Annotated in this window: 1 protein-coding gene; it reads right to left on the bottom strand. The window is 63.7% G+C overall.

The window, feature by feature from the left end:
- Nucleotides 1-245, bottom strand: a 245-nt coding sequence (locus AC0IW9_RS31635; RefSeq protein ID WP_471652241.1) for a hypothetical protein, incomplete at both ends; no start/stop codon positions are given.

Below are 245 nucleotides of genomic sequence, written 5' to 3'. Positions count from 1 at the left end.
CTATGACGCCGGCGTCGCTGAGTTGCAGATAGCCGAGGGCATCGTCGCGATGCACGTCGACGCCGGCGTCATAGAGCACGATATCCGGCTGATAGAGGGGCAGCAGATAATCGAGGGTGTCGTCGACGACTTTCAGGTAGTCGCGGTCGCCCAGGCCACGAGGCAGTGGGATATCCCAGTCGCTGCGGGCCTTGCGCGCCGGGTAATTCTGCTCGCAGTGCAGCGACACGGTGACGGCGTTGTCC

The sequence above is a fragment of the Belnapia sp. AC561 genome (assembly GCF_979252845.1).
Note: the sequence above shows the minus strand (reverse complement) of the source record. Positions and strands in the feature narration are given on the sequence as shown.